General features: G+C 71.8%; 22 protein-coding genes. 11 read left to right on the forward strand and 11 right to left on the reverse strand.

Features of this window, described 5'->3' with window-relative positions:
• The first annotated feature begins 5 nt into the window (after positions 1-5).
• From yidC to QFW81_RS00170, 3 genes are all read left to right on the forward strand, one after another.
• Positions 6-1,724, forward strand: coding sequence for a membrane protein insertase YidC (gene yidC, locus QFW81_RS00160; RefSeq protein WP_280576518.1), 1,719 nt, complete (start codon positions 6-8; stop codon positions 1,722-1,724).
• A gap of 207 nt (positions 1,725-1,931) precedes the next feature.
• Positions 1,932-3,269 (forward strand): tRNA uridine-5-carboxymethylaminomethyl(34) synthesis GTPase MnmE, encoded by a 1,338-nt coding sequence (gene mnmE / locus QFW81_RS00165; RefSeq protein WP_280576519.1) that lies wholly within the window; start codon positions 1,932-1,934, stop codon positions 3,267-3,269.
• Between the two features lie 174 nt (positions 3,270-3,443).
• Positions 3,444-4,496 carry an energy transducer TonB gene (locus QFW81_RS00170; protein WP_280576520.1) on the forward strand — a complete coding sequence of 351 codons (1,053 nt, stop codon included), beginning with the start codon at positions 3,444-3,446 and terminating at the stop codon, positions 4,494-4,496.
• Positions 4,497-4,655: 159 nt separating this feature from the next.
• Here the strand turns inward: QFW81_RS00170 and QFW81_RS00175 are convergent, their stop codons facing one another.
• The 5 genes from QFW81_RS00175 to QFW81_RS00195 all read right to left on the reverse strand — a co-directional run bounded on the left by QFW81_RS00175 (position 4,656) and on the right by QFW81_RS00195 (position 9,000).
• Positions 4,656-5,825 carry an ABC transporter permease gene (locus QFW81_RS00175; protein WP_280576521.1) on the reverse strand — a complete coding sequence of 390 codons (1,170 nt, stop codon included), beginning with the start codon at positions 5,823-5,825 and terminating at the stop codon, positions 4,656-4,658.
• Positions 5,822-6,580, reverse strand: a complete 759-nt coding sequence (locus tag QFW81_RS00180; protein WP_280576522.1) for an ABC transporter ATP-binding protein — start codon at positions 6,578-6,580, stop codon at positions 5,822-5,824. The genes QFW81_RS00175 and QFW81_RS00180 overlap by 4 nt, the downstream gene beginning before the upstream one ends.
• Before the next feature lie 74 nt (positions 6,581-6,654).
• The gene (locus QFW81_RS00185; RefSeq protein ID WP_280576523.1) at positions 6,655-8,172 is read right to left on the reverse strand and encodes an alpha/beta hydrolase; all 1,518 of its coding nucleotides are present in this window, start codon (positions 8,170-8,172) and stop codon (positions 6,655-6,657) included.
• On the reverse strand, positions 8,169-8,369 hold the full coding sequence (locus QFW81_RS00190) for a helix-turn-helix transcriptional regulator (RefSeq protein WP_280576524.1): 201 nt from the start codon (positions 8,367-8,369) through the stop codon (positions 8,169-8,171). Before QFW81_RS00190 ends, QFW81_RS00185 begins: the two co-directional genes overlap by 4 nt.
• Positions 8,370-8,379: 10 nt before the next feature.
• The gene (locus QFW81_RS00195; RefSeq protein ID WP_280576525.1) at positions 8,380-9,000 is read right to left on the reverse strand and encodes a hypothetical protein; all 621 of its coding nucleotides are present in this window, start codon (positions 8,998-9,000) and stop codon (positions 8,380-8,382) included.
• A 166-nt stretch (positions 9,001-9,166) separates the two neighbouring features.
• On the opposite strand from QFW81_RS00195, the gene QFW81_RS00200 reads away from it, so the two are divergent.
• Entirely contained in the window at positions 9,167-9,742 is a 576-nt protein-coding gene (locus tag QFW81_RS00200) for a hypothetical protein (protein ID WP_280576526.1), read from the forward strand.
• 187 nt (positions 9,743-9,929) lie between these two features.
• Here the strand turns inward: QFW81_RS00200 and QFW81_RS00205 are convergent, their stop codons facing one another.
• The gene (locus QFW81_RS00205; RefSeq protein ID WP_280576527.1) at positions 9,930-10,694 is read right to left on the reverse strand and encodes a ferredoxin--NADP reductase; all 765 of its coding nucleotides are present in this window, start codon (positions 10,692-10,694) and stop codon (positions 9,930-9,932) included.
• Positions 10,695-10,787: 93 nt separating this feature from the next.
• Here QFW81_RS00205 and QFW81_RS00210 point away from each other — a divergent pair, with 93 nt between their 5' ends.
• The 4 genes from QFW81_RS00210 (at position 10,788) to QFW81_RS00225 (ending at position 15,172) form a co-directional block, all read left to right on the forward strand.
• Entirely contained in the window at positions 10,788-11,753 is a 966-nt protein-coding gene (locus tag QFW81_RS00210) for an ABC transporter ATP-binding protein (protein WP_280576528.1), read from the forward strand.
• The gene (locus QFW81_RS00215; protein ID WP_280576530.1) at positions 11,750-12,562 is read left to right on the forward strand and encodes an ABC transporter permease; all 813 of its coding nucleotides are present in this window, start codon (positions 11,750-11,752) and stop codon (positions 12,560-12,562) included. The genes QFW81_RS00210 and QFW81_RS00215 overlap by 4 nt, the downstream gene beginning before the upstream one ends.
• Positions 12,562-13,521 carry a 2-dehydropantoate 2-reductase gene (gene panE, locus QFW81_RS00220; protein ID WP_280576531.1) on the forward strand — a complete coding sequence of 320 codons (960 nt, stop codon included), beginning with the start codon at positions 12,562-12,564 and terminating at the stop codon, positions 13,519-13,521. Before QFW81_RS00215 ends, panE begins: the two co-directional genes overlap by 1 nt.
• 100 nt (positions 13,522-13,621) lie before the next feature.
• Positions 13,622-15,172, forward strand: coding sequence for an OmpA family protein (locus QFW81_RS00225; RefSeq protein ID WP_280576532.1), 1,551 nt, complete (start codon positions 13,622-13,624; stop codon positions 15,170-15,172).
• A 9-nt stretch (positions 15,173-15,181) separates the two neighbouring features.
• Here the strand turns inward: QFW81_RS00225 and QFW81_RS00230 are convergent, their stop codons facing one another.
• On the reverse strand, positions 15,182-15,973 hold the full coding sequence (locus QFW81_RS00230) for a TatD family hydrolase (protein WP_280576599.1): 792 nt from the start codon (positions 15,971-15,973) through the stop codon (positions 15,182-15,184).
• 195 nt (positions 15,974-16,168) lie between these two features.
• Here QFW81_RS00230 and hrpB point away from each other — a divergent pair, with 195 nt between their 5' ends.
• Positions 16,169-18,664, forward strand: coding sequence for an ATP-dependent helicase HrpB (hrpB, locus tag QFW81_RS00235; RefSeq protein ID WP_280576534.1), 2,496 nt, complete (start codon positions 16,169-16,171; stop codon positions 18,662-18,664).
• Positions 18,665-18,856: 192 nt separating this feature from the next.
• Complete coding sequence (locus tag QFW81_RS00240) at positions 18,857-19,237, forward strand: hypothetical protein (protein ID WP_280576535.1); 381 nt, start codon at positions 18,857-18,859, stop codon at positions 19,235-19,237.
• Between the two features lie 182 nt (positions 19,238-19,419).
• On the opposite strand, the gene QFW81_RS00245 is transcribed toward QFW81_RS00240, so the two are convergent.
• From QFW81_RS00245 to QFW81_RS00260, 4 genes are all read right to left on the reverse strand, one after another.
• A complete protein-coding gene (locus tag QFW81_RS00245; protein WP_280576537.1) occupies positions 19,420-20,562 on the reverse strand; it encodes a hybrid sensor histidine kinase/response regulator in 1,143 nt (380 codons plus the stop codon).
• Positions 20,563-20,633: 71 nt separating this feature from the next.
• Positions 20,634-21,224: a pseudouridine synthase gene (locus QFW81_RS00250; RefSeq protein WP_280576538.1), complete on the reverse strand. Its 591-nt coding sequence runs from the start codon at positions 21,222-21,224 to the stop codon at positions 20,634-20,636.
• A gap of 354 nt (positions 21,225-21,578) precedes the next feature.
• Positions 21,579-22,460, reverse strand: a complete 882-nt coding sequence (locus tag QFW81_RS00255; RefSeq protein WP_280576539.1) for a class I SAM-dependent methyltransferase — start codon at positions 22,458-22,460, stop codon at positions 21,579-21,581.
• 58 nt (positions 22,461-22,518) lie between these two features.
• Positions 22,519-23,418, reverse strand: a complete 900-nt coding sequence (locus QFW81_RS00260) for a LysR substrate-binding domain-containing protein (protein ID WP_280576540.1) — start codon at positions 23,416-23,418, stop codon at positions 22,519-22,521.
• A gap of 100 nt (positions 23,419-23,518) precedes the next feature.
• On the opposite strand from QFW81_RS00260, the gene QFW81_RS00265 reads away from it, so the two are divergent.
• Positions 23,519-23,743 carry a hypothetical protein gene (locus tag QFW81_RS00265; RefSeq protein WP_280576541.1) on the forward strand — a complete coding sequence of 75 codons (225 nt, stop codon included), beginning with the start codon at positions 23,519-23,521 and terminating at the stop codon, positions 23,741-23,743.
• The last annotated feature ends 117 nt before the right edge of the window (positions 23,744-23,860 follow it).

Here is a 23,860-nt window from a genome sequence, read left to right on the forward strand (position 1 = left end):
GTCCGATGAACCAGACCCGCACCTTCCTGATCCTCGCCTGGCTGATGGTGGCGGTGCTGCTGTGGATGGAGTGGAACAAGGAACAGGCCGCGCCGCCGCCGGCCGCGCCCACGACCACGGCCGCCGCCCCGACCGATACGGCCGCGGTGCCGGCCGCGCCGACCGCCACCGCGCCCGCGACCGTGCCCGACGCGCCGGCCGTGCCGCAGGCGCCCGGCGCGTCCGCCGAGACCCGCGCCGCGCCGGCGGCGTCCAGCGCGGTCGAGGTCGAGACCGACGTCCTGCGCCTGATGGTGGATGGCGGCAGCGTGGTGCGCGCCGAACTGCTGGGCTATCCGCGCAGCCGTGAACCCGGCAGCCCGCCGGTGGTGCTGTTCGACAACGACCCGGCACGCTACTACGCCGCGCAGAGCGGCTGGGTCAGCACCGGCGGTGCCGCGCCGAACCACCAGCAGGGCTTCGTGCCCGCGACCGGCGAGCGCCGCTTCGCGCTGGCGCCGGGCCAGGACGAACTGGTGGTGCCGTTCGTGTGGCAGGGCCCCGATGGCGTGACCATCCGCCGCAGCTACGTCCTCACCCGCGGCCACTACGCGGTCACCGTGCGCGACGAGGTCGTCAATGCCGGCGACGCCGCCTGGCAGGGCTTCCCGTATCGCCAGCTGCTGCGCGGCACGCCGGACGTCAAGCGCGGCATGACCAATCCCGAGTCCTTCAGTCTCACCGGCGCGACCTGGTTCGGCGACGGACAGGGCTACCTGCGGCGCTGGTTCACCGACTACGAAGATGGCCCGGTCAACGCCACCGACAGCAACACCTGGATCGCCTTCGTCCAGCACCACTTCTTCAGCGCCTGGCTGCCCGACGCAGACGGCGCTGCGCGCAACGCGATCGCGCTCGACACCGACACCAGCAGCGGCGCGCCGCGCTACCTGATCCGCGAAATGGCGGCCGCACCCGTCGTGGTCGCGCCGGGGCAGCAGGCGACCAGCTCGGCGCGCCTGTGGGTGGGTCCGAAGCTGGTCGAGCAGATCCAGGCCCAGCAGGTGCCGGGGCTGGAGCGCGTGGTCGACTACAGCCGCTTCTCGGCCATGGCCTGGCTCGGCGAGGGCCTGTTCTGGGTGCTGGAGAAGCTGCATCGCCTGTTCGGCAACTGGGGCTGGGCGATCGTGGGCCTGGTGGTGCTGGTCAAGATCCTGCTGTTCCCGCTGGCGACGGCGCAGTACAAGTCGATGGCCAAGATGCGCAAGTTCCAGCCGCGCATGCAGCAGCTCAAGGAGCGCTACGGCGACGACAAGCAGAAGTTCCAGGTCGCGATGATGGAGCTGTACAAGAAGGAGAAGATCAACCCGGCCGGCGGCTGCCTGCCGGTGCTGCTGCAGATGCCGATCTTCTTCGCCCTGTACTGGGTGCTGCTGGAGTCGGTGGAACTGCGCCACGCGCCGTGGATGGGCTGGATCCAGGACCTCACCGCGCGCGATCCGTGGTTCATCCTGCCGGTGCTCAACATCGCGGTGATGTGGGCCACCCAGAAGCTCTCGCCGATGACCGGCATGGACCCGATGCAGCAGCGGATCATGCAGATGATGCCGGTGGTGTTCGGCGTGATGATGGTGTTCTTCCCGGCCGGCCTGGTGCTGTACTGGGTCACCAACGGCGGGCTTGGCCTGCTGCAGCAGTGGTACATGCTCAAGAAGTACGCCGACGCGCCGCCGGCCAAGGCCTGATCGGATGTCTCCGAAGCCCGCCGCCCGGCGGGCTTCGCATTTGTGGGGCGGGAGACAGGTCGTGCGGCGGGGATTCGCGCGCCTTGTGGCGCCGGGCGCGACGCGCGACTGGCGCGCTGCGGACCCGGCAGGCACGCGACCCGTTCGCGCTACGCTCTGGCGATTCCCGATTCCCGATTCCCGATTCCCGATTCCCGATTCCCTCCGATGACCCCGCCTCCCACAGACACCATTGTCGCCATCGCCACAGGCCCAGGCGCGGGCGGGATCGGCGTGGTGCGCCTGTCGGGGCCCGCCGCCGTTCGCATCGCGAACGCCGTGTGCGACCGACGCCTGCGCGCGCGCCACGCCCACCATGTGCGATTCCGCGACGAGGCGGGCGTTGTCATCGACGACGGCATCGCCCTGTGGTTCGCCGCGCCGGCGAGCTACACCGGCGAGGACGTGGTGGAACTGCAGGCGCACGGCAGCCCGCCGGTGCTGCGGCAGCTGGTCGCGCGCTGTCGCGCGCTCGGCGCACGTGATGCAAGGCCCGGCGAGTTCAGCGAGCGCGCCTGCCTCAACGGCCGCCTCGACCTGGCCCAGGCCGAGGCGGTGGCCGACCTGATCGCCGCCTCGGACGCGCGCGCCGCGCGCGCCGCGCGGCGTTCGCTGGAGGGGGAGTTCTCGGCGCGCGTGGACGCACTGGCTGCCACGCTGCTGGCGATCCGGATCCACGTGGAGGCGGCGATCGATTTCGCCGACGAACCGCTCGACACCCTCGGCGGCGAGGCGCTGCGGCAGCGGCTGGACGAGGGACGCGCGCAGTTGCAGGCGTTGCTCGCCGCCGCCGAGCGCGGGCGCCGCCTGCGCGACGGCCTGCACGCGGTGATCGTCGGACCGCCCAACGCGGGCAAGAGCTCGCTGCTCAATGCAATGGCCGGCAGCGAGCGCGCGATCGTCACCGAACTGGCCGGGACCACCCGCGACCTGCTGCACGAGACGCTGCGCATCGACGGGGTCGAACTCACCCTGGTCGACACCGCGGGCCTGCGCGAGGGCGGGGATGCGATCGAGCGCGAGGGCATGCGGCGGGCACGCGCCGAGCTTGCGCGCGCGGACCTGGCGGTGGTGGTGGTCGATGCGCGCGAGCCGGCGGCCGGGCTGCGCGCGCTCGCCGGAGATCTGGAGGCGGTGCCGCAGCAGATCCGGGTGCACAACAAGTCCGACCTGCTGCCGGCGGGCTCACTACCTGCCACCGACGGGCTCGCCGTTTCCGCGCGCACGGGCGCCGGACTCGACGCGCTGCATGTGCGTCTGCGTAATGCTGCCGCCGGGTTGGATGCCGGCGAAGGCGCCTTCAGCGCGCGCGCGCGCCACGTCGAGGCGCTCCGCCGGACCGCCGTCGCCTGCCACGATGCCGCCGGCGCGCTGCAGGCGGAGCAGCTCGACCTCGCTGCCGAGGCCCTGCGGCTGGCGCACGACGCGCTGGGCGAAATCACCGGACGGACCCTCCCCGACGACCTGCTCGGGCACATCTTCGCCAGCTTCTGCATCGGCAAGTAGACGCGCGGCGTCACCACGCCGCCTGTCCGCGCGCCAGCCGCCTTCCGCGAAGTACGTCACAGTTTCGCCGCCCCCGGCCCCTCAGACTCCGTGCCCACGGCCGGAGAGTTGACAAACGCCACGGCCTGTCGCGTCCTACGCGCGTACGTGATCCGTCATCTCAGGGGAAAATCGATGTCCACGAACACCACCGCGACGGGCCGGAGGGGGCCGCGTCGTCTCCCGTCCGCAATCGCGCTCGCGCTGGGGCTGGGCGTGCTGTTGGCCGGGTGCAAGCAGGAAGCGCCCGAGGCCGCCGCCCCGGCCGCAGGCGAGGGCACGCCCGCGGCGACCGCGCCGGCCACGCCACAGGCGCCGGCCGAGGCGGTGTCGGCCGAGGTTGCGGCGCTGAGCGCCGAACAGTTGCGCACCGCGGCGTCCAAGGCCTACCAGGAAAGCCGGCTGTATGCGCCCGGCGGCGACAACGCGATGGAGTACTACCTCGCCCTGCGCGACAAGGAGCCGGCCGATGCGGGCGTGTCCAGCGCGCTGGTCGACCTGCTGCCGATGACGGTCATCGCGACCGAGCAGAGCCGCGACCGCGGCGATTTCGATGAAGCCCGCCGCCTGCTGGCGCTGATCGAGAAGACCGATTCCTCCTACCCGGCGGTGGAGCGGCTCAAGACCACGATCGCCAGCGCCGAGACTGAGTCCGACCGGCGCGCGGAGCAGGAACAGCTGACCGCCGAGCAGGAAGAACAGCGCCAGCAGCAGCTCGAACGCGAGCGCCTCGAACAACAGCGCCTGGCGCAGGAACAGGCGGCACGCGACCTGGCGCAGCAGCAGCAGGCCAGCCAGGAAGCGGCACGCCAGGAAGCCGCGCGGCAGGAGGCGGCGCGCCAGGAAGCGGCACGGCAGGAGGCCGCGCGCCAGGAGGCCGCACGGCAGCAGGCGGCGGCCCCGGCCCCGGCCAACCGGCCGGCCGCAAGCGCGACCGAACTGCGCGCGATCAGCACCCCGGCACCGCGCTATCCGCCCGATGCACTGCGTGCCGGCACGGGTGGCGAAGTGCAGGTGGAATTCACGGTGGCGGTCGACGGATCCGTCAGCGCCGCGCGCGTGGTGCGCGCCGATCCGGCGCGCACGTTCGACCGCGAGGCGCTCAATGCCGTGCGTCGCTGGCGCTTCGAACCGGTGCCGTCCGCGGTCACCACCCGGCGCACGATCAACTTCAACCCGTCGCAGTAACGGGCACGAGCGGCACCGGAACGACGAAGCCCGGCGAATGCCGGGCTTCTTCTTTTCCGGAGACCCGGCGCGCTCGCCCACGGCGGGTCCTGTGCGATTGGGCCTGCGCGCGACGGATGCGGTTCCGCCCGCGCTGCCGGCCCGCGTCGGCGTCGCGCCTCAGGCCGAGATCGCCAGCTTCTCCTGGTGGTACAGCCGCGCGGCCAGCAGCCACAGCACCAGGCCCAGGCCGAAGCCGGCGGCCAGGTACACGCCCCATTCCTGCGGCGAGATCGCCTCGCTGCGGATGAGCTTGAGGATCATCTGGTTCTGCGCCAGGAACGGCACCGCGAACTGCCACAGCTCGTCCTTCACCGGATTGACCATCAGCATGATCGTCGGCACCAGGGGCAGGAACATCAGCACGCTCATGTAGCTCTGCGCTTCCTTGACCGACTTCACGCTGGCGGCGATGAAGGTCAGCAGCGTCGTGCCGATCAGCACCATCGGCAGCAGCACCAGCAACAGCTTGGCCATCACCGGCAGCGACACGTCCACCAGCTGCAGCGGGCCGGGCGCGAGCTGGAAGGCGAGCTTGAACGCGACCACGATCAGCAGCAGCGAGAGCATGCCGAACAGGGTGGCGGCGAGGATCTTGCCGCTCATGATCGCGCTGCGCGCCGCGGGCGTGGCCAGCAGCGGCTCCAGCGATTGCCGTTCGCGCTCGCCCGCGGTGACGTCGATCACCAGCGCCGCACCGCCGAGGAAGCTGAAAAGGATCAGCAGGTACGGCAGGAACGCGAGCAGCATGCCGCGGCGCGCCTCGGGCGTGGCCACGTCGCGCTGGCCAATCTGCACGGCGAAGCCGGCCTCGGGGCTGACCCCGCGGTTGATTCCGCGCAGCACGCCGACCGTGCGGCTGTACTCGAGCAACACGCCGCGCAGCCGGTTCACCGGCACCTGCGAATCCTGGCGCGAACTGTCGTAGATCAGTTCGACCCGCGCCGCGCGGCTGGCTCGCCACTGCTCGCCGTATTCCGGATCGATCTTCAGCACCACCTCGTGGTCCTGGTCGCGCACCGCCTGGTCGGGATCGGGCGGCGGGTCCTTGGCCTCGATGTTGCGGCCCTTGAGGAAGGCCACCAGGTTCGGCGCGTGCTCGGCGCCCACCACCGGCAGTTCGAGCGTGGATTCGAGCTGGGTGCGCATCTTCTTTTCGGCCAGCATCCCGATGCCCAGGATCAGCGCAGGCATCACGATCGGTCCGACCAGCAGGCCCAGCGCCACGGTCTTGCGGTCGCGGAACAGGTCCAGCAGTTCCTTCTTCGCCACGGTCCAGATCGACTTCATGCGCGTGCCCCCATGTCCGCTTCGGCTTCGAGGTCGGCCAGGCGCACGAACACGTCCTCCAGGTCGGCCAGCCCGGTCTGTGCGCGCAGTTCGTCCGGCGAGCCGATCGCGCGCACCTCGCCGTGGGCGATCACCACGATGCGGTCGCACAGCGCGGCGACCTCCTGCATGATGTGGCTGGAGAAGATCACGCACCGGCCCTCGTCGCGCAGCTGGCGCAGGAAGCCGCGCAGCCCGCGCGTGGTCATCACGTCCAGTCCGTTGGTCGGCTCGTCGAGGATGACGTTCTTCGGGTCGTGCACCAGCGCGCGTGCGATCGCGGTCTTGGTGCGCTGGCCCTGGCTGAAGCCTTCGGTGCGGCGATCGAGGAAGTCCTCCATCACCAGCGTCTTCGCCATCGCCTGGGTGCGCGCGCGGATGGTCGCCTCGTCCAGCCCGTGCAGGCGGCCGAAGTAGGCGATGTTCTCGCGCGCGGTCAGGCGCTTGTAGATGCCGCGTGCGTCGGGCAGCACGCCCAGGCGCTGGCGCACGGCGGTCGGATCGGTGACCACGTCGGTGCCGTCGACCACGATCCGGCCCTGGTCGGGCCGCATCAGCGTGTACAGCATGCGCAGGGTGGTGGTCTTGCCGGCGCCGTTGGGGCCGAGCAGGCCGGTGATCTCGCCGTCGCGGGCTTCGAAGCCCACGCCCTTCACCGCGTGCACGGTGCCGGTGCGGGCCTTGAAGGACTTGTGCAGGTTCTCGAGGAGGATCATGGAGGTCCCGTGGTGCGTGGAATGTGTCCGGTGGATCGGATCCGGTGGATCGCGCGCGGATCGGCGGAGGGCGCCTACGGCTCCCAGCCGTAGTTGCCCGCGAACGGCGGCTGCGCGCTCAGGCGGTCCAGGCAGCCGGCATCGAGCGCGGCCGCGTCGGTGGTCTCGACGAACTGGGCGAACAGCTTGGGCATGCAGCCGGTGCCGAGCACGCTGTGACCCTGGCCGGGCAGCACCAGGTGGCGGCCGTTGGGCAGGGTCTGCACCACCTCGTCGCCGTAGCGCGGAGGCGTGACCGGATCGAGCTCGCCGCTGATCGCCAGCACCGGCACGTCGCCGCCCAGCGGCTGGCGGAAGCTGTCGACGCGGCTGCCCCTGGGCCAGATCGCGCACTGCTCGCGCAGCGTCTCCACCAGCAGCGAGCCGAGCACGGTACCGTCGTCCGCGGTGTCGGGATCGAACTCGGAGGCGTCCTCGCTGCAGCTCACGGACAGGCCCATGCCCATCGCCATCGCTTCGCCCATCTGCGTGCTCAGCATGCGCGACTGCGCGAGCAGGCTCTCGTAGCGCTGCTGCGAGGCTTCGTGCAGCACCAGCGGCAGGGTCGCCGCCATCGAGGGCTGGTAGGCGTACAGGCGCAGCAGGCTGGCCAGATGCGCGTAGCGCGGCACTTCCTCGCGCCATTCGCCGGACACCGGGTCGCGATAGCGCACCGGGGCGATGCCGCCGGCCTGCAGCCGTTCGCGCACCAGGCTCAGTTGCTGGCGCGGATCGCCGAGGTTGGTCAGGCAGGTCTCGCTCGCGCGGCAGCGCTGGAACTGCGCGTCCAGCGCATCCTCGAGGTTGCGGGCGTGGTCCTGGCCGAGCACCAGCGAGTTGGGCACCACCGAATCGAGCACCATGCTGCGCGTGTGCTGCGGGTAGGCCGCGGCGTACTGCTGCGCCACGCGGGTGCCGTACGAGACACCGACCAGGTTGATGCGTTCCACGCCGATCGCGCGCCGCACCAGGTCCAGGTCGCGCACGTGCTCGCCGGTGGTGTAGTAGCGCAGGTCCGCGTCCTGCTGCAGGCGGTCGCGGCAGGCCGCGGTCAGGCGCACCAGCGCCTCGGGCGTGTCGTTTGCAGGGTCGGCGATGATGTCCTCGTCGCTGAAGGCCGGGCAGTGCAGGGGGTTCGACCCGCCGGTCCCGCGCGCGTCCACCAGCACGATGTGGCGGTTGCGGCGCACGTCCGAGAATGCGTCGCGCACCATCGGGAAGCTTTCCAGCGCCGACTGTCCCGGTCCGCCGGCGATCATGTAGATCGGGTCGGACTCCGCCATCCCGCGCGCGGGTACCAGCGCGATCGCCAGTTCGATCCGTCGCCCATCCGGCGCATCGTGGTTCTCGGGCACTTCGAGCGTGGTGCACTGGGCCTCGACCGCGTCGCCGCCCGGCGCGCTCAGCGCGCAGGGCTCGAACGTCAGCTCGCCGTAGCGCAGCCTGCCCTGGTCGTCGGCGCGCGGGCCGGGCTGCTGGCGGGCGCCGCCGTCGCAGCCGGCGAGCAGCAGCGCGCCGGCGATCAGGGAAAGTGGGAACAGCGCGGACTTCATGCGGATGCCTCCGGGAAAAAAATCGATTCGATGGTCGCGTCGAACTCGGCCGCGATCCGGAATGCCAGCGGCAGGCTCGGATCGTACTTGCCGGTCTCGATCGCGTTGACCGTCTGCCTTGAAACCTCCAGACGCTCGGCCAGCTGCGCTTGTGACCAGCCGCGGTTTTCGCGCAGCTCGCGGATCCGGCTCCTCATGCCGGCGCACTCAACGATAGCGCCGCATCACGAAGGCCTTGGCCAGACCGTACGTGAAACACACCAGCGGGAACACCCAGATCATCGCCACCCCGCCGGACACCTGCAGCAGCTGCGCCTGCTGCAGCAGGCCGCCGGTCATGTACAGCATCGACACGGTCAGGGTGGCGATGGCGATCGACTCGAGTTCGATCCGCTGCTGCATCTCGTCCAGGTCGCGGATGAAGCGGACCATCGCGCGCACCGCGAACCCGATCGGCACCACCGGCGCCAGCGCGACCGCCACCCGCAGCGGCGCCGCGTCGATCTGCCGGAGCAGCCATACCGAGGCGAACAGGATCGCGACGTAGGCCGCCATCGACCCCATCAGCCCGCGCATGTAGCGGCGGCGCAGGGCGGGGCTCGCGGCCTCGCAGCCGTCTAGCGTGCCCTCGCGCCACGCCAGCGCGAGCGCCAGCAGTATCAGTCCGGCGCTGACCAGGATCGCCGCGACCGCGCGCGGCGTTCCCGGGACCAGGACGGGCAGGGCGATGCCGGCGCCGGCGATCAGCGCGGCCGCTGCGAACATCACGCCGCTCGCGCGCACGCGCCGGCGGGCCGGTCGATCGGGATGGCTGATGGGAGACGGCATGTCGGGTGTGTCAAGGATGCTTGACAGAGGATGGCGCGCGCGACCTGGCGTGTCAAGCGACCTTGACACAGAAGGGCTCCGCCCGGGTCCCACGCGTCCGGTCGGACACGCGGCGCCACCTGCCGCGTGCGCTACAGTCGTTGCCGATCATCCAGGGAGTGGAATCATGCCGATCGGAATCCGAAGCCGCGCGTGGAACGGCTGGCTGGCGGGCGTCCTGCTGGCCGTTGCCGGCATCGCGGGCGCGGCCCCGCGCGAGCCGCTGGTGCTGGACGGCGTCACCTACGAGCACCGCTGGTCGAAGGACGGCCAGAACGAATACACGCCGCCCGGCCATGACGATCTGGCGCGCTGGGAAGACATGGTGACGCTGATCCCGCGTCCGCAGATCACCGATGGCGAAGCGCTGGCGGGGCTCGCGAACGGTGTGCTCGCCAACTACCAGGGCGCCGGGGTCATCCTGCGCACGGATTCGCGTCCGGCGACGCCAGCGCAGCCGGCGGAGCACCTCATGGTGGCCATCCTGGGCGGGGGGCCGATGGCGGAGGCTGCATTCGCGAGGCTCCTGTTGCACGACGGCGCCGGGCTGATCGTCGTGCGCTCGCGCCGTGCCTACGGGGAGACGGCGGCGCTGGACATCGGCGCGTGGCTGCAGGCGCACGGCGCCGCAGTCGAGCAGTCGCTCATGCAGTGGGAGCCGCCGTCGATGGCGGCCCTGCAGACGCTGCCGCAAGCGCCCTGACGGACGTCCCGCGCGAGCGCTCGCTGCAGCGTGGCGCGGTGCGCCCGCACCTGAGCCGGTTCGCCTTGTTGGCAACTCGCTGCCGACGTACTTCCCGCGCTACGCCGACACGCCATGGTGGCGAGTCATGGCTCGCATGGCGTGTGAGCGTCGCAAGCGCGGCGTGCGGCCGGGAATCCGGGCGCGGCTATTTGCTGCTGACGTACTTCTCGCGCCGGATCCGCGGGACCGGCAGCCCCGCGTCCTTGAGCGCCTCGAAGCAGGCGTCGACCATGTTCGGGTTGCCGCACAGGTAGGCGATGTCGCCCTCGGCATCGGGCGCGAACTCGGCCAGGAACTGCTGCACGTAGCCGTGGCGCACGTCGGCATGCGCCTGCGCCGAGCCGGGCTCCGGGAGCTCGCGCGAGAAACAGGGGACGAAACGGAAACCCGGGTGCGCGTCGGCGAAGGCGCGGAACTCGTCGCCGTACAGCAGTTCCTCGGGCGTGCGCGCACCGAACAGCAGCACCACTTCCGCTCCGCGCGTGGCCATCGCCTGCGCGAGCAGCGGCAGCATCGCGCGGTAAGGCGTCACACCGGTGCCGGTGCCGATCAGCAGGTAGCGACGGTTGTCGTCGGCCGGCATCAGGCAGAAGCGGCCGAACGGCCCGCTGGCCTGCACCGTGCCGCCTTCGTCCAGGCCTTCGAACAGCGCCGTCGCCGCACCGCCGGGCACGTAGCTCACCGCGATCTCGACCGCATCGCCCGGTCCGAGCGCGTGGTCGTGGATGGTCGCCAGCGAGTAGGAGCGCTTGGTGGCCGTGCCATCGGCATAGTGGAAATGCACCTGGATGAACTGCCCCGGGATGAAGTCCAGCGGCTGGCCGTCGTCGCGGGTGAAGGTCAGGTGCGCCACCGAAGGCGCGAGCATGCGCCGACCGGTGAGCTTGAGCGGAAACTGGACGATGGCCAAGACGGACGTGGGACGCTCTGGCCCGGGAGCGGGCCGATGGGGCGCCTATACTAGCCCCTCGCCGCGAACCGCGGCCAAGGCCCCCACGACGGTATGACCCCTGTTTCCGACCCGGCGACGGGCGCGCCCGCGCTGCGGATCCGCGACCTGCGCAAGACCTACGACAACGGCGTGCAGGCCCTCAGGGGCGTCTCGCTGGACGTGCTGCCGGGCGATTTCTACGCCCTGCTCGGCCCCAACGGTGCCGGCAAGAGCACCCTGATCGGGATCGTCTCCTCGCTGGTGAACAGGAGTGCCGGCGAGGTCTCGCTGTTTGGCGTCGACCTGCACGCGCGGCGCGACGCGGCGATGCGGCTGATGGGCCTGGTACCGCAGGAACTGAACTTCAACATGTTCGAGAAGCCGCTCGACATCCTGGTCAACTACGCCGGCTTCTACGGCGTGCCGCGCGCCGAGGCGCTGGCGCGTGCCGAGACCGAACTCAGGCGCGCGTTCCTGTGGGACAAGGCGAAGGTGATGAGCCGCACGCTGTCGGGCGGCATGAAGCGGCGGCTGATGATCGCCCGCGCGATGATGACGCGCCCGCGCCTGCTGATCCTCGACGAACCCACCGCGGGCGTCGACATCGAGATCCGCCGCGGCATGTGGCAGACGCTGCGCGAGATCAACGCCGCCGGCACCACGATCATCCTCACCACGCACTATCTCGAGGAAGCCGAGAGCCTGTGCCGCAACCTGGCGATCATCGACCACGGCGTGATCGTCGAACAGGGGCCGATGCGCGCGCTGCTGGCCAAGCTCGACGTGGAAGGTTTCGTGTTCGACATCGACGGCCGGCTGCCGTCGGTGCTGCCCGCGATCGAGGGCGCCACCCTGGCGGCCAGCGACGACCACACCCTGGAGATCGACATGCCGCGCGCGATGGACCTCAACCGCGTGTTCGCCGCGCTCGACGCCGCCGGCATCCGGGTGCGTTCGATGCGCACGCGCTCGAACCGGCTCGAGGAGCTGTTCGTGCGCCTGACCGGGTCCGAGGCCCGCCGGGAGCAGGCGGCATGAGCAACGGCACCGTCGCGGCCGCGGCATCGGCCGACAGCGTCGCGCGCCGCAACTGGATCGCGCTGCTCACCGTCGCGCGCCGCGAGGTGATGCGGATCCTGCGCATCTGGGGCCAGACCCTGGTGCCGCCCGCGATCACGATGACGCTGTACTTCCTGATCTTCGGCGGCCTGATCGGCTCGCGCATCGGCGACATGGGCGGCTTCAGCTACATGGAGTTCATCGTGCCCGGGCTGGTGATGATGAGCGTGATCCAGAACAGCTACGGCAACATCTCGTCGAGCTTCTTCGGCGCCAAGTTCGGGCGCCACGTCGAGGAACTGCTGGTCAGCCCGATGCCGGGCTGGGTGATCCTGGGCGGATACGTCGCCGGCGCGGTCCTGCGCGGGCTGATGGTGGGCGTGATCGTGCTGCTGATCGCGATGTGCTTCACCCGGGTGCAGATCCCGCATCCGCTGGTGACCTTCGCCACCGTGCTGCTGGGCGCGACGATCTTCTCGCTGGCCGGCTTCGTCAACGCGGTCTATGCGAAGAAGTTCGACGACGTCGCCATCGTGCCGACCTTCATCCTCACCCCGCTCACCTACCTGGGCGGCGTGTTCTATTCGGTCACGCTGCTGCCGCAGTGGGCCGAGACCGCGACCCACTTCAACCCGGTGTTTTACATGGTCAACGCCTTCCGCTACGGACTGCTCGGCGTGAGCGACGTGCCGGTGTGGATCGCGTTCGCGCTGATGGGCGCCTTCGTCGCCGGCCTCGGCAGCCTCGCGCTGTGGCTGCTGCACAAGGGCGTCGGGCTGCGCAGCTGATGCGTCTGCTGGTGCTCGGCGCCGGCGCCACCGGCGGCTATTTCGGCGGCCGCCTGGCGCAGTCGGGCGCGGACGTGACCTTCCTCGTGCGGCCGGCGCGCGCACAGGCGCTCTCGCGCGACGGCCTGCGCATCCGCAGCCCGCTGGGCGACGCCGACCTGGCCGTGCGCACCCTGACCGCCGAGGCGTCGCCGGCTGCGGCTGCGCACGCGCCGTTCGACCTGATCGTGCTGTCGTGCAAGGCCTACGACCTCGACGCCGCGATCGACGCCGTCGCGCCGGCGATGGGCGAAGGCACGACCCTGCTGCCGATCCTCAACGGCCTGCTGCACTACGACGCGCTCGATGCGCACTTCGGCCGCGCGAACGTGCTCGGCGGCCTGTGCTTCATCAGCGCCGCGCTCGCAGACGATGGCGCGATCGCGCACCTCGGCCGCCCGGCCTCGATCACGTTCGGCGAGCGCGACGGCGGCACCAGTGCGCGCGTGGCGGCGTTCGCCGCGCTGTGCGCACGCGCCGGCATCGAGCATCGCGCGAGCGACGACATCGCGCAGGCGCAGTGGATCAAGTTCAGCTTCCTCGCCGCGCTCGCCGCCGGGACCTGCCTGATGCGCGCCAGCGTCGGCGGGATCGCGGCCGTCGAGGGCGGGACGGACGTCATGACGGCGCTGCACGACGAGTGCCTCGCGGTCGCGGCCGCCGCCGGTCATCCGGTACCGGCGCAGGCGCGCGAGACCGCACGCGCGGGCCTGCTCGACCCCGCATCCGAGGTGAAGGCCTCGATGCTGCGCGATCTCGAAGCCGGCCGCCGGGTGGAGGCGGCGCACATCGTCGGCGACCTCTGGCATCGCGCGCGAGCGGCCGGGATCGCGGCGCCGCTGCTGCACGCGGCCTGGGTGCACCTGCAGTGCTACGCGCGATCCTCCGGACAGGCGATAGAGCCGCTCGGCACGCACTGACGCGGCCGCGCCGCACCTGCGAGGCCGGACGACACCACGATCGGGTACGCTCCGCGCTCCACCGACAGGAGCAAGCGGAATGCGGAATTCGACGCGAGGAATGGCCTGCGCACTGGCACTGGTGCTGAGCGCCTGCGGCGCGGAGCCTGCGCCCGGATCGACGGCGGCTGCGGATCCCGCGAGCGCACAGGGCGCTTCCGATGGCGACGCCGCCGGGGTCGATCCCGACATCGGCGCGGACGACGCAACGCCGGCCGACGCGCCTGCTGCAGCCACCGCCGACGCCGGTACGCTGCAGGACAAGTCGGGCAACCCCGTCGCCATCGTGCCGTTCGACATCGACACCGTTCCTGTCAGCAGCGCGCCGCTCGGCGCACTGCCGTTCTTCACGCTGCCCGCGGGCTACGGGCCGGTCAACCGCCCGGACCAGCGCGCGTTCGCCCGCTTCCCGTTCCGCCTCGGCGAGGGCGTGCACTGGGTGGAAGGCGCGAGCTGGAACAGCCTGCTCGGCATCGACCGCGACCTGGATACGGACAAGGCATTCTCGCCGCTCGAACTGCGCCGCAACCTCGAGGCCGTACTCGTCCAGGCGGGGGCCAAAGAGGTGTTCGAAGGCCCGCTGCAGCGCGATCTCTACTACGGTCCGCAGATCGAGGCCGAGATCGGGGGCGGTTTCATCGAGGGCGTGAACCTGGACGCCGACACGCCGACCACCGTGCACGTCATCCGCCAGGCGGACCGAAACGTCTGGGTGCAGCTGTCGACGCATTCGCACGGCGCCGCGATGGTGATCGTCGAGGAACGGCCGTTCGCGGCCATGGCGCAGTGGCAGGACACGTTCCCGTACCTGGCGCTGCCGGACGGCTACGACGGCGGCAACAAGGCGGTGCAGCGCGACTTCGACATGTATCCGTTCTGGACCGGCAGCGACTTCGAGCAGGTGGAAGGCCGGACCTACGCCGCGCACGTCAGGACCACGGAGAACGCGCAGTCCATGCACGAAGTGCGCCGCAACCTCGAGGCGATGATGGCCGAGGCCGGCGGCACGAAAGTGTTCGAAGGCCGCATCCCCAAAGAGGCTGCCGAGCGCATCACCTTCGACCAGAAGAGCTTCTACAGCGGCGCGACCGGCTTCGGCTGGGACGAATACACGTCGCAGGTGTACCGCGTCGACCTGCCCGACGGCCGCCAGGTCTGGGTGCATGCGCGCCTGGACTATCTCGACGCCGGCTGGGTGGTCGCGGAGCGCGAGGGCTTCGTGCAGACCGCCGCGTTGCTGCCGGCCGATGCGCTGAAGCGTCAGCTCGATGCCGACGGCCGGGTCGCGATCCAGGTCAATTTCGCCACCGACAGGGCCGACATCCTGCCGGAGTCGCAGCCGCAGATCGACCAGGTACTGGCGCTGCTCAAGGCCGATCCCGCGCTGGTGCTCGCGGTCGAGGGCCACACCGACGATACCGGTACCGCCGAGCGCAACCGCAGCCTGTCCGACGCGCGTGCGGCGTCGGTGGTGGGCGCGCTCACCGGCCAGGGCATCGACGCCGCGCGGCTGTCGGCCGCCGGCTTCGGCGCCGACCGTCCGGTGGCCGACAACGCCACCGACGAAGGCAAGGCGAAGAACCGCCGCGTGGAGCTGGTGAAGAAGTCCTGACCGCCGCGGTCAGTCGGGCAGGCGGAAGAACGCCGCCGCCGTCGCGGTGGTCGCGGCGGCTGTCACGGCCACGTCCTCGCCGCGGTCGCGCGCCAGTTCGGCCACGATGTGCGGCAGGAACGCCGGTTCGTTGCGGCGGTCCTTCGGCATCGGCGCCAGCGTGCGCGGCAGCAGGTAAGGCGCGTCGGTTTCCACCATCAGCCGGTGGGACGGGATGTTCTTCACGATCTCGCGCAGGTGCGCGCCACGGCGTTCGTCGCACAGCCAGCCGGTGATGCCGATGTGCCAGTCGCGGTCGAGGTAGTCGAACAGTTCTTCGCGCGTGCCGGTGAAGCAGTGCACCACCGCCGGCCCGAGCCGGCCCTCGAACTGCCGCATGATCGCGAGGAAGTCGTCGTGCGCGTCGCGCTGGTGCAGGAACAGCGGCTTGCCGGTGTCGACGCCGATCTGCAGCTGGCGTTCGAACGCGCGTCGTTGCGCGGGACGCGGCGAGAAGTCCCGGAAGTAGTCCAGCCCGGTCTCGCCCACGGCGACGACCTCCGGGTGCGCGTGCAGCGCGCGCAGTTCGGCATCGCATTCGGCCGTGTACTCGACCGCGTGGTGCGGGTGCACGCCGGCGGTCGCGGACAGCAGGCCCGGATGCGCCTGGGCGAGCGCCAGTGCCCTGGGGGAATGCTCGCGGCTGGCGCCGGTGACGACCATGCGCGCCACGCCGGCGGCGCGTGCGCGCTCGAGGACCGCATCGCGGTCGCGGTCGAAGCTGTCGTGGGTGAGGTTGGCGCCGATGTCGATGAGCTGCACGGGATTGGACATTCGAAGAGTGTGGGAGTCAGGGCGGCGACTGCCGCGACGCGTTGCGTGCGGAGCGACGGCGCAGCCTGCGGCAATGCGGTCCCCGCGTCACGCGCCGGTGGCGGACATGCGGCATGCGGACGCATCCGGCCGCAGGTCGCGCAGTCTACCGGGTGCCGGGGTACCGGCTCGTACACTGCGCGCGTGGACACGCCCGCCTTTCCCATCACGCCGCTGCTGCCGCAGATCGCCGCCAGCCTCGACGCGCATCCGCGCCTGGTGCTGGAAGCGCCGCCGGGTGCAGGCAAGACGACCCAGGTGCCGCTGGCGCTGCTCGATGCGGCGTGGCTGGCCGGGCGCCGGATCGTGATGCTCGAGCCGCGGCGCGTCGCTGCCCGCAGCGCGGCCACGTTCATGGCGCGGCAGCTGGGCGAGGACGTCGGCGGCCTGGTCGGCTACCGGATCCGGTTCGACTCGCGCATCTCCGCGCGTACCCGGATCGAAGTGGTCACCGAAGGCATCCTCACCCGCATGCTGCAGGACGACCCGGAGCTGGGCGGCATCGGCGCGCTGCTGTTCGACGAGTTCCACGAACGCCATCTGGCCGGCGACCTCGGCCTGGCGCTGGCGCTGGACGTGCAGGCCGGGCTGCGCGAGGACCTGCGCATCGTGGTGATGTCGGCCACGCTCGACGGCGAGCGGCTGGCGACCCTGCTCGACGCGCCGCGCCTGTCGAGCGCGGGGCGCGCATTCCCGGTGCAGGTCGAGCACCTGCCCGCGCGGCGCGACGAGGCGCTGGAGGCGCAGGTGCGGCGCGCGGTGGAGCAGGCGCTGGCACGGCATCCGGGCGACGTGCTGGTGTTCCTGCCCGGGCGGCGCGAGATCGCGCGCGCGAGCACGGCGCTCGCGCGGCTGGACACCGACGCGGAAGTGCTCGAGCTGCACGGCGAGCTGTCGGTCGAGCAGCAGTCGCGCGTGCTGCAGCCGGCGCCGGACGGCCGCCGCCGCGTGGTGCTGGCGACCAACGTCGCCGAATCCAGCGTCACTTTGCCCGGCGTGCGGGTGGTGATCGACAGCGGACTGGCGCGCGAACCGCGCTACGACCCGAACAGCGGCTTCTCGCGCCTGGACGTGGTCGCGATCACCCAGGCCTCGGCCGACCAGCGCGCGGGACGCGCGGGACGCGTGGCCGAGGGCTGGGCCTGGCGCCTGTGGCCGGCGTCGCAGCGGCTGGAACCGCAGCGTCGGCCGGAGATCGTGCAGGTCGAACTGGCCGGACTGGCGCTGGAACTGGCGGCCTGGGGCCATGCCGACCTGCGGTTCGTCGATCCGCCGCCGGCCGGCGCGCTGGCCGCCGCGCGCGACCTGCTGCAGCGCCTCGACGCGCTCGATGGCGACCATCGCATCACGCCCGCGGGCCGTTCGATGCTGGCGCTGGGCACCCATCCGCGCCTGGCGGCGATGCTGCTCGCGCCGCACGACCACCGCGCACGGGCGCTGGCCTGCGATCTGGCGGCCCTGGTGGAGGCGCGCGATCCGCTGCGCCAGCGCGACGACGGCTGGCGTGCACGCTGGCTGGCATTGGCCGCATCGCGCACCGGTCGCGCGGGCGATGCGCACCGCGGCACGCTGGCGACGATCGATGGCGCCGCGCGCCAGTGGCGGCGGCGCACCGGCACCCGTGAGCCGCCACCGCACGAGGTGCCGCCGCATGCGCTGGGCGACCTGCTCGCACACGCGTTCCCGGACCGCATCGCGCGCGCGCATCCGCGCGACCCGCAGCGCTATCTGCTGGCGAACGGACGCATGGCGCGGCTGGCCGACGACAGCACCCTGCGCGGCGAACCCTGGCTGGTGGCCAGCGAGTTGCGCTTCGACACGCGAGACTCGCTGGTGCTGCGCGCCGCACCGGTCGACGAGGCGCATCTGCGACGCGACTTCGCCTCGCACTTCGTCGAACGCGACGAAGTGCGCTGGGATGCCGACCGGCGCGCGCTGGTGGCCGAGCGCGTGCGCCGCTTCGACGGCATCGTGCTGGACACGCGTCCCGCCGGGCGCGTCGATCCGGGCCTCGCGGCGCGCGCTCTGGCCGACGCGGTGGCGGACCTGGGGCTCGATGCGCTGCCCTGGAGCGACGGGCTGCGGCAGTGGCGCGCGCGGGTGCAGTCGCTGCGCGCCTGGATGCCCGACCTCGGCCTGCCGGACCTGTCGGACGATGCCCTCCTAACCACGCGCGCGCAGTGGCTGAAGCCGCTGTACCAGGGCCTGACGCGGCTCGATGCGCTGTCGGCAGATGGCTTCGCCGACGGCCTGCGCGCGCAGGTGGACTGGCCGCTGCGCCAGCGCGTCGACCAGCTCGCACCGGTGCGCATCGGCGTGCCGTCGGGCATGGAGCGGCGGATCGAATACGCGCTCGCCCACGACGGCTCGCCGGCGCCGCCGGTGCTCGCGGTCAAGCTGCAGGAGCTGTTCGGACTGGCCGAAACCCCGCGCGTGGCCGAGGGGCGCGTTCCGCTCACCCTGCACCTGCTCTCGCCCGCGGGCCGACCGCTGCAGGTCACCCGCGACCTGCGCGGCTTCTGGGAACGCACCTATCCCGAAGTACGCCGTGAAATGAAGGGCCGCTATCCGCGCCATCCCTGGCCCGAAGACCCCTGGAACGCGCCCGCGACCCACCGCGCGAAGCCGAGGGGCACCTGACGGCCTGATGCCGCGCGCAGCCCCCGGCGCCCCGATGGTGCCGACAGCCGTGGGGGTCGGCGCGAAGAACGGTGCCGGGTGCCGCGCCGACACGGCGGGATGCATCGTGCGCGCGCAGTCCACCGCTCACATCGTGGCGACGACAGCCGGCGCAGACTGTGGCGCCATCCCCTTCGCGGCACCAGGATCCCCATGAGCAGACTCGATTCGTACTCCGGCAAGATGATGGACCTGGTCGGCCAGGTCGGCGACAGCCTGCGCACCTCGCTGCCCGGCAGTGCCGGCAAGTGGCTGCAGACCGGGGCGGCGCTGGGCGCGGCCAAGGCCGGCACGCGCGTGGTCGGCACGCTGGTGCGGCGCAACCCGGCCGTGCTGGTCGCCGCCGCGGCGGCCGCTGGTGTGGCGTGGTACGCCGTGCACCGCCACCGGCGCAAGCAGGAGGCCAACGATGCGGTGATCGAGGGCCAGTCGCGGCGGATCGACGCGCGTCGTGCCCCGCGCAAGAAGGCGGCATCGGGCAGCGCCGGCAGCCGGCGCGCCTCCGCGCGCGCGGACACCAGCAGCAACGACTGATCCGGAACGACGGATCCGGCCAGCGTCGGGCGCCTGCCTCCCGATGCTTCCGGCACGCCCGCCGCCGGGTCAGTGGCCGGCGGGCATCGTCATCCGGACGCGGACGGATGACGCATCGATCCCCACGATGAGCGCGGTCGGCACGCCCGCCGCGTTCGTGCGTTCTATCGCGTTCGTGCGTTCTATCCGGTGGGCTCGGACGCGGGTGTCAGGTCCGCTTCGTCGGCTTCGGTCGCTTCGGGCAGCTCGAGCACGAAGCTCGCGCCGCCGCCCTCGCGGTCCTCGTACCGCAACTCTCCCCCCAGCGCGCCCACGATCTGGCGCGCCAGCGACAGCCCCAGCCCGGTGGACACCGCGTCGGTGGCCGTGTCGCCGGGACTGGCGCGGAAGAACGGCTTGAACAGCGACGCCTGCTGCCCGGCCGGGATGCCGGGGCCGCGGTCTTCGACCCGCAGCTGGCGGAAGCCGGGCGCGCCCGGCTGCACCGACAGGTCGATGTCGCTTCCCGGAGCGTACTTGATGGCGTTGCTGATCAGGTTCTCGCACACCTGGCGCAGCACCAGCGGGTCGATCGCGACGTGCGCCTCCGAGACGGCGAGGATCTGCAGGCGCGCGCCGCGGTCCTCCAGCTGCAGGGCATAGCGCTGCTCCACCCACGACACCAGTTCGGCCAGACTCGCGCTGGCCGGTCCGGCCTGCGCCTGCGAGCGCGCCGAAGCCTGGGTCTCGAGGTAGCGGCGGATGTAGCCGAGCGCATCCTCGGCACTGTCGCGCACCATCTGCAGGTAGCGCGGGATGCGGTCCTCGCGCGTCTGCCCGGTGATCAGCAGGTCGCTGGCGAAGAAGATGCTGGTGAGCGGGTTCTTCAGGTCGTGGGCGACCAGGTTCACCAGCTCCTGGCGTTCGCGTGCGACCCGCTCGAGCCGGTCGCGGGTGAGCTTGAGGCCGATGTGCGCCTGCACCCGCGCCAGCAGTTCCTCGGGCATGAAGGGCTTGGTCACGTAATCCACCGCGCCGGAGTCGAACGCGCGCAGCAGCAGGTCGCGATCGTGCGCCGCGGTCAGGAACACCACCGGCAGCCCGCGCCAGGCCGGGTTCTCGCGCACCTCCTGCAGCAGGTCGAACCCGTCCATGCCCGGCATCATCATGTCGAGCAGCATCAGGTCGGCGGGCTGGCTTTCCAGTCGCTGCAGGGCGTCCTCGCCGCTTTCGGCGGTGTAGACGGAATAGCCCTGCCTGGACAGCAGCGCGCTGATGATGCGCAGGTTGGACGGCTGGTCGTCGACGACCAGCACGCGCCCGGCGTTGGGTTTGGAGTTCTGCATGCGCCCCGGCTGTCCTGCGTGGTCCCCGTTGCCGGCGGTGGCAACCTCGGCGGGAAACGTTACCAGACCGCTCAGGCCCCGGGAATCCGCCGCGAACGCGTCGCGCGCGGGGTGATGTCCGGCGCATCATCGATCAGGCGCCACGCGCCCGGCGCGAGCGCGTCGAGGGCATGCGTGCCGATCGCCACCCGCACCAGGCGCAAGGTCGGCAACCCGACGGCGGCGGTCATGCGCCGGACCTGGCGGTTGCGGCCCTCGCGGATGCACAGCCGCAGCCAGGCATCGGGAACGGTCTTGCGCACGCGCACGGGCGGATCACGCGACCACAGGTCCGGCGGATCGATCGCCTCGACCCCGGCCGGGCGGGTGGTGCCATCGCGCAGTGCCACGCCCTCCCGCAGCGCCGCCAGCTGCGCCGGCGTCGGCGCGCCTTCGACCTGCACCAGGTAGGTCTTGGGCAGCTTGTGCCGCGGATCGGTGATCCGGTGCGCGAGCGCGCCGTCGTCGGTCAGCAGCAACAGGCCTTCGCTGTCGTGGTCGAGCCGTCCGGCGGGATAGACCTCCGGGGGCAGTCCGAACGCCGCCAGCGTGGGCCGCGGCGGCACGCTGCGGTCGGTGAACTGGCACAGCACGCCGTAGGGCTTGTTGAAGGCGATCAGCATGCGGGTAGGACGGCGAGCGATTGCGGGTGTGCGGACCACAGGCCGGCGGCGCGGGTGCCGACGCGCGTGGAACGAAAGATGACAGCGCGGGCCGCTGCGGTCACGTTGCGCACGGCCCGCACGACATGCACGTGCATGTGTTGGCGGCGATCTGCCGCCACCGAACAGGCGCGCAGTGCGCGGTCACGAAGAGCGCCGGACACGAATCGTGCATCGCGCGCGTGTGCGCGGGCGGTCACCCGGTCGGACGCAGGCAACGGACGGGACATCGCCCGCGGTGGGGTGACGGAAGCGAAAGCGGGCGACGGACCGCGTATCGCCCGCGCGCGCGGTGTGGGTCCGCCGCCCGTCGGTTCACTCGCGGGCGGGCTTCACGAACCGCAGCGTCATGCGGTCGCTTTCGCCGATGGCCCGGAATTTCGCCGCATCCTCGGGGTCGTGGTTGTTGCCCGGCGGCAGCGTCCACACGCCGTTGGGGTGGTCCTTCGTGTCCTTCGGGTTGGCGTTGATCTCGCTCTTCTCGTCGAGCCGGAAGCCGGCGGCTTCGGCCATCGCGATCACCTGCGCCTCGCCCACGTAACCCGACTTGTCGTCGGCCGGCACGTCCGACCCGGCGCGATGCTCGACCACGCCGAGCACGCCGCCCGGCTTAAGCACCTCGAAGAAGCCCTTGAACATGCCTTGGGCCTGGCCGCTGCCGCGCCAGTTGTGCACGTTGCGGAACGTCACCACCAGGTCGGCCGAGCCGGGCGCGCCGAACTGCGGCGCCGCCGGGTCGTAGGCCACGGTGGTGGCGGCGTCGAACTGCGCCGGGGTGTCGGCGAACTTCTTCGCCAGCGCGTCCTTGCCGCGCTGCTGGTAGTCGCGGCCGCGGCCTTCGGGCAGCGCGGCCGGATCGACGATCGCGGCGACATACGTGCCGTTGCCGCGCAGGTAGGGCGCCAGGATCTCGGTGTACCAGCCGCCGCCAGGGGTGATCTCGACCACCGTCTGGCCGGGCTCGAGGCCGAAGAAGGTCAGGGTTTCGGCTGGATGGCGGTGGGCGTCGCGCGCGCGGTGTTCGGCGCTGCGCCAGTCGCCGGCGATCGCCGCGGCCAGCGCGGCATCGGTCTGGGCGGTGTCGGCCGCCGGCGCGGCGGGCGTCTCGGCAGCGGAGACCGCCAGTCCGGTCGCGGCCAGGGCCAGCGCCAGCAGGGAGGCGGTCAACAGGCGGGGTGCGGTCGGGGTGCGGCGCATCGGGAACTCCGGGCTGGAACGGGACGCCAAGCCTGCCACATCGCCGCGACGCGCGGCGTCACGGGTCGTCGGCGCCCACGTGCCGCGCGTGTTCGCGGGCCTGCGCGTGCAGCCAGTCGCGGAAGACCTGGAAGCTGCCGTGCGAGCGCGAGCGCTCGGGATACACCAGCCAGTGCCCGGCCGCGGTCCGCAGCCGCCGCCGCGACAGCGCCACCAACTGCCCCGATTCGAGCAGCAGGCGCGCGCGGGTGAGCCGGCCCAGGGCGACGCCGACGCCCGCGAGCGCTGCGCGGTGATGCGCCTCGGTGTCGTCGAGCATGGCCACGTAGCGCGTCGGCGGCGGCTGGTCCACCAGTTCGAACCAGCGCTTCCACTGCCCGTCGGGATCGCCGACCAGCGGCCACTGCGACAGCGGTACCGCGTCCACCCCGCCCATCCGCGCGACCAGGGCCGGGTTGGCCATCGGCACCAGCCACTCGTCGAACAGGTGCTCGGCGATCGTGCCGGGCCATTCGCCGCGCCCGACGCGCAGCGCAGCGTCGATCTCGGGCTGGCGCACGAAGTCGGCCACCGCCTCGGTCGACTGCAGGTTGATCTCGATCGTCGGGTGCGCGGCCAGGAAGCCGGACAGGCGCGGCACCAGCCAGGCCGAGGCCATCGACGGCAGCGCGCTGACCGACAGCACGTTGCCGCGCGGCGCGGCGAACGGATGCAGGGCCTCGGCGATCGCGTCCAGGTGCGGCGCGATGCGTTCCAGCAGGCGCTCGCCGTCGGGGGTCGCGGTCACGCCGCGCGCGCCGCGCACCAGCAGCGGATAGCCCAGGCGCTGCTCCAGGGCCCGCATCTGGTGGCTCAGCGCGCTCACGGTCAGGTGCATCGATTCGGCGGCGCGGGTCAGGTTGCCGTGGCGGACGGCGGCCACGAAGCCCTGCAGCGCATGCAGCGGGGGGCGGGACATGCCTTGAGATCCATTCAAGCCTGGGTTGCGGAAGATTCGCTTTTTCGACGCGAATCATGCGCCTATGTTTCAAGGCACTCAACACAAGGCGAGGTGCCGCATGAACTTCTATGCCGGATTGCTGTTCAACCAGGGCTATGTCGCCGACCCCGCGCTGGCGCGCTCGTTCGGCGGAGCGGCGGAGGACGCCGAGGGCGATCCTGCCGCGACGTCCGCGGTGCCCGGTGGCGATGCGGGCACAGCGACAGCCCCGGCCCCTGGCGGCAGGCGACACGGACGCCTGCGCGCCACACTGGCGATGCTCCTGCCAGGCCAGGCGCGTTGAGGAGCCCGCGGAACTACCGGGACGGCGATCCGCGGCCCTGCAGGGGGCCCGGGACGGGGCCAATGCGGGGATTCGCGAGAATGCGCCGCTCGACCCCGCCCGGATGATGGCGCGCAG

It is taken from the genome of Luteimonas kalidii (assembly GCF_029887935.1).
GTDB classification, from domain to species: domain Bacteria; phylum Pseudomonadota; class Gammaproteobacteria; order Xanthomonadales; family Xanthomonadaceae; genus Luteimonas; species Luteimonas kalidii.